General features: G+C 64.3%; 7 protein-coding genes. 4 read left to right on the forward strand and 3 right to left on the reverse strand.

Translation table 11 applies throughout. The features are described from left to right. Positions 1–4 precede the first annotated feature (4 nt). Both JNB89_RS29595 and JNB89_RS29600 read right to left on the reverse strand, forming a co-directional pair. Positions 5–421, reverse strand: coding sequence for a ribonuclease (locus JNB89_RS29595; protein ID WP_013340501.1), 417 nt, complete (start codon positions 419–421; stop codon positions 5–7). Between the two features lie 539 nt (positions 422–960). Further along, positions 961–3,300, reverse strand: coding sequence for an NADP-dependent malic enzyme (locus JNB89_RS29600; protein WP_013340502.1), 2,340 nt, complete (start codon positions 3,298–3,300; stop codon positions 961–963). 96 nt (positions 3,301–3,396) lie between these two features. On the opposite strand from JNB89_RS29600, the gene thiL reads away from it, so the two are divergent. From thiL to JNB89_RS29620, 4 genes are read left to right on the forward strand one after another with little or no spacing between them, the layout of a single operon-like run. Continuing rightward, positions 3,397–4,395 (forward strand): thiamine-phosphate kinase, encoded by a 999-nt coding sequence (gene thiL, locus JNB89_RS29605; protein WP_220364570.1) that lies wholly within the window; start codon positions 3,397–3,399, stop codon positions 4,393–4,395. After that, positions 4,385–4,942: a phosphatidylglycerophosphatase A family protein gene (locus JNB89_RS29610; protein ID WP_220364571.1), complete on the forward strand. Its 558-nt coding sequence runs from the start codon at positions 4,385–4,387 to the stop codon at positions 4,940–4,942. The genes thiL and JNB89_RS29610 overlap by 11 nt, the downstream gene beginning before the upstream one ends. A gap of 28 nt (positions 4,943–4,970) precedes the next feature. Further along, a complete protein-coding gene (locus tag JNB89_RS29615) occupies positions 4,971–5,471 on the forward strand; it encodes a CinA family protein (protein WP_013340505.1) in 501 nt (166 codons plus the stop codon). 22 nt (positions 5,472–5,493) lie between these two features. Then, positions 5,494–6,054 carry a cupin domain-containing protein gene (locus JNB89_RS29620; protein WP_220364572.1) on the forward strand — a complete coding sequence of 187 codons (561 nt, stop codon included), beginning with the start codon at positions 5,494–5,496 and terminating at the stop codon, positions 6,052–6,054. 250 nt (positions 6,055–6,304) lie between these two features. Here the strand turns inward: JNB89_RS29620 and pyrF are convergent, their stop codons facing one another. After that, entirely contained in the window at positions 6,305–7,120 is an 816-nt protein-coding gene (pyrF, locus tag JNB89_RS29625) for an orotidine-5'-phosphate decarboxylase (protein ID WP_013340507.1), read from the reverse strand. Positions 7,121–7,358: the final 238 nt, after the last annotated feature.

Here is a 7,358-nt window from a genome sequence, read left to right on the forward strand (position 1 = left end):
GATGTCATTCAACAATACGATTAAAACTGGTGTAGTGGTCGTCCGAGTAATAACAATTGTCGGTTCGCTTCAGCGGACCGCCGCAGACGATGCGACGCGCCCCGCGATTACGTGAGCGAGGCGTGGGAACGGTGTATTCGTGGTAGTAGCCGCGCCGGTTGGGCGGCAGCAACCGTTCGCGGTTGCCGAATACGACGCCGTCCTTTTCATACGGGTAAGGCCCGCCCGCGGCTATCAAGTTCAATGTATCGACCGCCTCACGGGGCAGTTGTGCCACCGTGACGGTGCCTATTGCCTCGGCCTGCGTGCCGGCGGGTGCCGTGGAGTTGCGCGCGAGCGCGTCGGGCACGGAGCCGCATGAAACACACAGTGCGATAGCACCGATCAGCACGCCCTTCATGCGCTGCCACCTGCGTGCCATTTACAAGATTCCCGGCTGTTAAATCAACAGTTTGACGACCATGAAAGTCGTAAGGGTATCGCTAATGGTCCCTGGAATCAACGTTCGCCAGGACGGCGAAATTGACCGATTCGGCGCGAAAGCCCCACCCGCCTCACTTTGACGACTTTTGACAGAAATTTTTAATCAGTCACGCTAAGATAGAGCGCAACAAAGCAAACATCTCGCTCGCCGCGCGCGCCCGCCGGGAAACCGGGCGCGGGCGTTTCGCGACGAAGCCTGCGGTTTGCCGTTGGTTAGAGGTTTGGTTTGAGGTTTGGTTTGAGGTTTGGTTTGCCGTTTGTTTGCCGTTTTGGGGCGGCTATCCCCTGTTCGCCCTAAGGCGTGCCTGTTGCAGGCACGCCTTCTTTTTTTACCAGGCGAGGCCGGCGCAGCGGCCGGAAAGTTGAATGCGGCAATCCGCTTGCAGCTCAGAATTCTCGACAAACCGAGCCGACGCGGCGGTTGCAGCTGACTTGAGCCAGCCGCAACTGGCCCAAGTCAGCTAAGCGCCGTGACGATCAGCGCGCCGCGATCACATCCGCCACCAGCAGCGCCGTCATGTTGACGATGCGGCGAACTGTCGCCGACGCCGTCAGCACGTGTACCGGCTGAGCGGCGCCCAGCAGCATCGGCCCAATGGCAATGTTGTTGCCGGCCGCCGTCTTCAGCAGGTTGTACGAGATGTTAGCTGCGTCGATGTTCGGCAGCACCAGCAGGTTGGCGTCGCCTTCCAGCGTCGAATCCGGCAGGATCTCGCGGCGCAGATTGGCGTCGAGCGCAACGTCGCCGTGCATTTCTCCGTCCACCTGCAGTTCGGGCGCGCGTTCGCGCAGAATGGCCAGCGTATCGCGCATTTTCTGCGCGGTAGGCGCATGGCTCGAGCCGAAATTCGAGTGCGACACCAGCGCCACTTTCGGCTCGATGCCGAAACGGCGCACTTCCTCGGCGGCCATCAGCGTGATCTCGGCCAGTTGCTCCGGCGTCGGGTCCACGTTCACGTGCGTATCCACCAGGAAAATCTGCCGGTTCGGCAGCACCAGCGCGTTCATCGCGGCGTAGACAGCGCAGCCTTCGCGCTTGCCGATCACCTGATCGATGAAGTGCAGATGGCGATGCGTCGTGCTCACCATGCCGCAGATCATGCCGTCGGCTTCGCCCTTCTTCACCAGCATTGCACCGATCAGCGTGGTGCGGCGGCGCATTTCCAGCTTCGCCATCTGCTGCGTGATGCCCTTGCGCGACATCATCTTGTAGTATTCCTGCCAGAAATCGCGGTAGCGCTCGTCGTGGTCGGTGTTGACCACTGTGTAGTCCTGACCCGCTACGAGCCGCAGCCCGTAGCGCGCAATGCGCTGCTCGATCACCGCCGGGCGGCCGATCAGAATCGGCTTGGCCAGCTTCTCGTCGACGATGATCTGCATCGCGCGCAGCACGCGCTCTTCCTCGCCTTCCGCGAACACAATGCGCTTTTTCTCCGGCTCGACGCTGCGCGCGAGCTGGAAGATCGGCTTCATCGTGGTGCCGCTGTGATACACGAACTGCTGCAGGTGCTGTTCGTACGCTTCCATGTCCTCGATCGGACGCTCGGCGACGCCGGAATCCATCGCCGCCTTCGCCACGGCCGGCGCGACCTTGACGATCAGACGCGGATCGAACGGCTTCGGAATCAGATATTCCGGTCCGAACGACAGGTCCTGAATACCATACGCCGTCGCGACGATATCGCTTTGCTCCTGGCGCGCCAGTTCCGCAATCGCGTTGACCGCCGCAATTTCCATTTCCCGCGTGACCGTGGTCGCGCCCGCATCCAGCGCGCCGCGGAACAGGAACGGGAAAACCAGCACGTTGTTCACCTGGTTCGGATAGTCCGTGCGGCCCGTGCAAAGCACTGCGTCAGGACGCACTTCGAGCGCCAGTTCCGGCAGGATTTCTGGCGTCGGATTGGCAAGCGCGAGAATCAGCGGCTTGTCGGCCATTTGCTTGACCATGTCCTGCTTGAGCACGCCGCCCGCCGAAAGGCCGAGGAACACGTCCGCGCCGCCGATTGCCTCGGCGAGCGTGCGGGCGTCGGTTTCGCGCGCAAAGCGCTCCTTGTCCGGGTCCATCAGTTCGACGCGGCCCTTGTACACCACGCCTGCGAGGTCGGTAACGAGAATATTCTCAAGCGGCAGGCCGATATCCACCAGCAGGTCCAGACACGCCAGCGCGGCCGCGCCCGCGCCGGAAGCAACGAGCTTCACTTCCTTGATGTCCTTGCCGACCACCTTCAGACCGTTGGTGATGGCCGCCGCGACGACAATCGCCGTGCCGTGCTGGTCGTCGTGGAAGACCGGAATCTTCATGCGCTTGCGGCATTCGCGCTCGACGATGAAGCAGTCCGGCGCCTTGATGTCCTCGAGGTTGATGCCGCCGAAAGTCGGCTCCAGCGCTGCGATCACATCGACGAGCTTGTGCGGGTCGGACTCGTTCAGCTCGATGTCGAACACGTCGATGCCGGCGAATTTCTTGAACAGTACGGCCTTGCCTTCCATGACCGGCTTGGAGGCGAGCGGCCCGATGTTGCCGAGGCCCAGCACCGCGGTGCCGTTGGTGACGACGCCCACCAGGTTGCTGCGCGCCGTGAAGCGAGCGGCGTTCATCGGGTTTTCGACGATTTCCTCGCACGCGAACGCGACGCCCGGCGAGTAAGCCAGCGCGAGGTCGCGCTGGTTGATCATTTGCTTGGTCGGGGTGATCGCCAGTTTCCCGGGAGTGGGGAACTCGTGGTAATCGAGGGCGGCTTCGCGGAGTTTGCTATTGACGGGAGTCGACATAAGGCGGGCTTCGAAGTGCGGATTAGAATAGACGTTCGACGGCATTGTAGCCCCAATTGCCGGCCCGATTCCTTCAATACGGGTACAACTGCCGAGACCGAAACATAGCGAAAGGCTGTTGAACCTGCACTTTTCCCGACAATGCTCTCAGAGTTTTCGCTGATCGAACGTTTCTTTGCCCGCCGTGCGCAGGAGCAGCCGCAGGCCGCCGCGAACGGTTCGCTCGGCATCGGCGACGACTGCGCGCTACTCGTGCCCCGCGCCGGCGAATTGTTGGCGATATCGACAGACATGCTGGTGGAAGGCCGCCATTTCTTCGCAGATGTCGACCCGCAGGCGCTCGGGCACAAGGCCCTCGCCGTCAACCTGTCCGATCTCGCCGCAATGGGCGCGCAACCGCAGGCGTTTACCCTCGCTTTCTCGCTGCCCAAGGCCGACGAAGCGTGGCTCGCCGCGTTCAGCGAGGGTCTTTTCGCGCTTGCGCAACGGCACGCCTGCACGCTGATCGGCGGCGACACGACCGGCGGGCCGCTGAATCTGTGCATTACCGTGTTCGGCAGCGTGCCGCCGCAGGCGGCGCTGCGCCGCGACGCCGCGCGTGTCGGCGACGACATCTGGGTGTCCGGCACCCTTGGCGACGCGCGCGCGGGCCTTGGCGTACAGCGCGGTGAATGGAGCGCGGATGCGGTCGACCAGGCCTCGTTCCGGCGCGCGCTGGAGCGCCCGGAGCCGCGAATCGCACTGGGCCTCGCACTGCGCGGCGTGGCCAACGCGGCTTTGGACATATCCGACGGACTCGCCGGCGACCTCCAGCACATTCTCGACCGCTCGAGGGTGCGTGCCACCGTGGACGCGGACGCCGTGCCGCGCTCGCCCGCGCTGCGCAAGCTGCCGCTCGAGACCCAGCGGCGCTGCGCGCTCGCGGGCGGCGACGACTACGAACTTTGCTTCACCGCGCCGCCCGCCGCGCGCGCGGCCGTGGAAAACGCCGGGCACAAGGCGGGGGTGTCGCTTAGCCGCATCGGTACAATAAGCGCTCTTCAAACGGCGACCGACCGCCCGGCGATCGACTGGCGCGACGCGGCCGGCGCGCCGCTCACCCTGACGTTGCAAGGCTTCGACCACTTTCATGCAGACTGATCCTCCGCTCACGCCCGCCGACGAACTCGTCGGCGGCGAGCCTCCCCGGCCGCAACGCCCGCAGCCGCGCCGCGCGAGCGCGCGCTTCATGCTGTCGCATCCGCTGCACATCCTGTCGCTCGGTTTCGGCAGCGGCTTGTCGCCGGTCGCGCCCGGCACCGTCGGCACGCTGTTCGCATGGGCTTCGTTCGTCGCGTTCAGCCGCTATCTGACCGTGATCGAATGGGGCGTGCTGATTTGCGCGGGATTCGTAGGCGGCATTGCGATTTGCGGCTTCACCGCCAGAAAGCTCGGCATCGACGACCCGTCGCCGGTTGTCTGGGACGAAATCGTCGCATTCTGGCTGGTATTGCTGATAGTCACGCCGGCCACGCTGACCAGTCAGGTGTGGGCGTTTCTCGTGTTCCGCTTCTTCGACATGGTGAAGCCGCCGCCCATCAGCTATTTCGACCGGCGGTTGAAAGGCGGTTTTGGCATTATGTTCGACGACCTTGTCGCCGCATTCTTCACGTTGCTCGTCATTGCGCTCTGGCGCATGTCCGTTTAACCGCCGCGCCCCGTTCCGGATTCACGCCATGCCTACCGATTCCGTCGTTCACCAGCTTGCGATCCGCGTGAGCAACCGCCTGCGCGACGAGCGCCTCATGCTTGTCACCGCCGAGTCGTGCACGGGCGGCATGGTCGCGACCGCGATCACCGACATCTCCGGCAGCAGCGGCTGGTTCGAGCGCGGTTTCGTCACCTACTCGAATCAGGCGAAAAGCGAAATGATCGGCGTGCCGGCGGACATGATCGACAAGTTCGGCGCGGTCAGCGAGCAGGTGGCGCGCGCCATGGCCGAGGGCGCGCTGCGCAACAGCCGCGCGCAGGTGTCGCTGTCGATCACGGGCGTCGCGGGCCCGGGCGGCGGCACCGAAACGAAGCCAGTCGGCATGGTGTCGTTCGGCTGGAGCAATCGGCTGCATACGTCGGTGGAAACGAAGATCTTCAAGGGCGACCGCGAGCAGATTCGCGTGCAGGCGGCAGCGCACGCGCTGCGCGGCGTGCTCGCGCTGCTCGACGAGCGCGAACATTGACCGTTACGCCGAAGGACAACGCATGACGGATTCCCATGCAGCCCGCGACGAGCTGATCCGTCGCTTCGGTCTCAAGCCGCATCCGGAAGGCGGTTTTTTCAGCGAAACGTACCGGTCCGCAGCGCGTGTGAGCCGAGTGGACGGGCCTGCAACGACGAAGGCGACCGGAACTCACGCTGCGCCCACGTCGCCGGCGCAGACGCGTGCGGCGTCCACGGCGATTTATTACCTGCTGTGCGACGGCGCGCATTCGGCGTGGCACCGGATCCAGTCAGACGAGGTCTGGCATTTTTACGCGGGCGGGGCGCTGAACGTCCATGTGCTGGGCGCGGACGGCAAGCTGGTCACGCATAAGTTGGGCAATGCGCTGCTCGACCCCGATGCGGTGTTTCAGGCGGTGGTGCCCGCCGGCTTTTGGTTCGCCGCCGAATGCGCGGACCCCGCGGGCTACACGCTGGCAGGCTGCACGGTCGCGCCCGGGTTCGAGTTCAGCGAATTCGAACTCGCGGATGTGGACGTGCTGAAGACCCAGCATCCGCAGCACGCCGCGCTGATCGAGCGGCTGGGGCCGGCCGCCGTTTGAGCTGGCGGGCCGGGTTGGAGCGGATGGTAGGCGGGTGGTGTGGGTTGATGGCGCGGGCCGGTAGCCGGAGCCGGTTGATCTGGGCCCGTTGATCTGGGCCCGTTGATCTGAGCCCGTTGATCTGAGCCCGTTGATCTGAGCCGGATGATCTAAGCCCGTTGATCTGAGCCGGTGGTAGACCGGTTCTAAAGGCCGATGCGAGCATTCCGGTGCAACAAAGCGGGCGAACCAGCCGCCCGCCCTCGCCCGATCAGCGAAACGAGTTGATGCGGTCGCGCGTTTCCATCGCGGCCTTCGCCGCCGCTTGAGCGAAGTCCTCGCCCTTGCCCGCATAGATGATTGCGCGCGACGAGTTGATCAGCATGCCGGTGCCGTTCGCGGTGCGGCCAGCGCTGACGGTCGCCTGCACGTCGCCGCCTTGCGCGCCGATGCCCGGAATCAGCAGCGGCATATCGCCGACAATGCCCCTCACCACTTCGATTTCCTTCGGAAACGTCGCGCCCACCACGAGACCCAGTTGCCCGCTGGCGTTCCACTTCTGCGCTGCCAGTTGCGCGACGACCTGATACAGCGGCCGCCCGCCCGTCTCGAGGAACTGCAGATCGGAACCGCCGGCATTCGACGTCCGGCACAGCACGATCACGCCTTTGCCGTCATGCTGCAGATACGGCTCGATCGAATCGAAACCCATATACGGATTCACCGTCACCGCGTCCGCCTGGTAGCGCTCGAACGCCTCGCGCGCGTATTGCTCGGCGGTGCTGCCGATGTCGCCGCGCTTTGCGTCGAGAATCACCGGCAAGCCCGGATGATGCGCGTGAATGTGGGCGATCAGCTGCTCCAACTGATCCTCCGCGCGGTGCGCCGCGAAGTAGGCGATTTGCGGCTTGAACGACGACGCGTAAGGCGCGGTTGCGTCGACAATCTCGCGGCAAAATTCGAAGATCGCGTCGGAGCGGCCGGCCAGCGCGCCGGGAAACCTGGTAGGCTCGGGATCGAGGCCGACGCACAGCAGCGAGTTGGTGCGCTGCCAGGCGTCGTTGAGTGTCTGGATGAAGTTGGACATGGTGAGTCTCGCGGCGAGCCGGTAATCGGAAGAGGCGCGTATTTTACCTGCGGGCGTAGCCGGCCGTCGGGCGGCCGCGGGTTGGAGTCGACCTCTTTGCACGCCGCCGCGGGGAGTGTCTGAATTTTTGTGTGCAAGGCGTCTGAACATTTCGGGCGTGGTGGGCGATCAATTTCATTCTAGCTGTCGGGTCGTGTGAAGCGATCCTCGTAGAGGATCGCGAACTGCCGCATCGCAG

It is taken from the genome of Paraburkholderia phenoliruptrix (genome assembly GCF_019511605.1).
Classification (GTDB): domain Bacteria; phylum Pseudomonadota; class Gammaproteobacteria; order Burkholderiales; family Burkholderiaceae; genus Paraburkholderia; species Paraburkholderia phenoliruptrix_A.

Bases quoted from the DNA above. Each gene is read 5' to 3' on its own strand.
- JNB89_RS29595 (WP_013340501.1), bottom strand. From the start codon at position 421: ATGGCACGCAGGTGGCAGCGCATGAAGGGCGTGCTGATCGGTGCTATC.
- JNB89_RS29600 (WP_013340502.1), bottom strand. From the start codon at position 3,300: ATGCCGTCGAACGTCTATTCTAATCCGCACTTCGAAGCCCGCCTTATG.
- thiL (WP_220364570.1), top strand. From the start codon at position 3,397: ATGCTCTCAGAGTTTTCGCTGATCGAACGTTTCTTTGCCCGCCGTGCG.
- JNB89_RS29610 (WP_220364571.1), top strand. From the start codon at position 4,385: ATGCAGACTGATCCTCCGCTCACGCCCGCCGACGAACTCGTCGGCGGC.
- JNB89_RS29615 (WP_013340505.1), top strand. From the start codon at position 4,971: ATGCCTACCGATTCCGTCGTTCACCAGCTTGCGATCCGCGTGAGCAAC.
- JNB89_RS29620 (WP_220364572.1), top strand. From the start codon at position 5,494: ATGACGGATTCCCATGCAGCCCGCGACGAGCTGATCCGTCGCTTCGGT.
- pyrF (WP_013340507.1), bottom strand. From the start codon at position 7,120: ATGTCCAACTTCATCCAGACACTCAACGACGCCTGGCAGCGCACCAAC.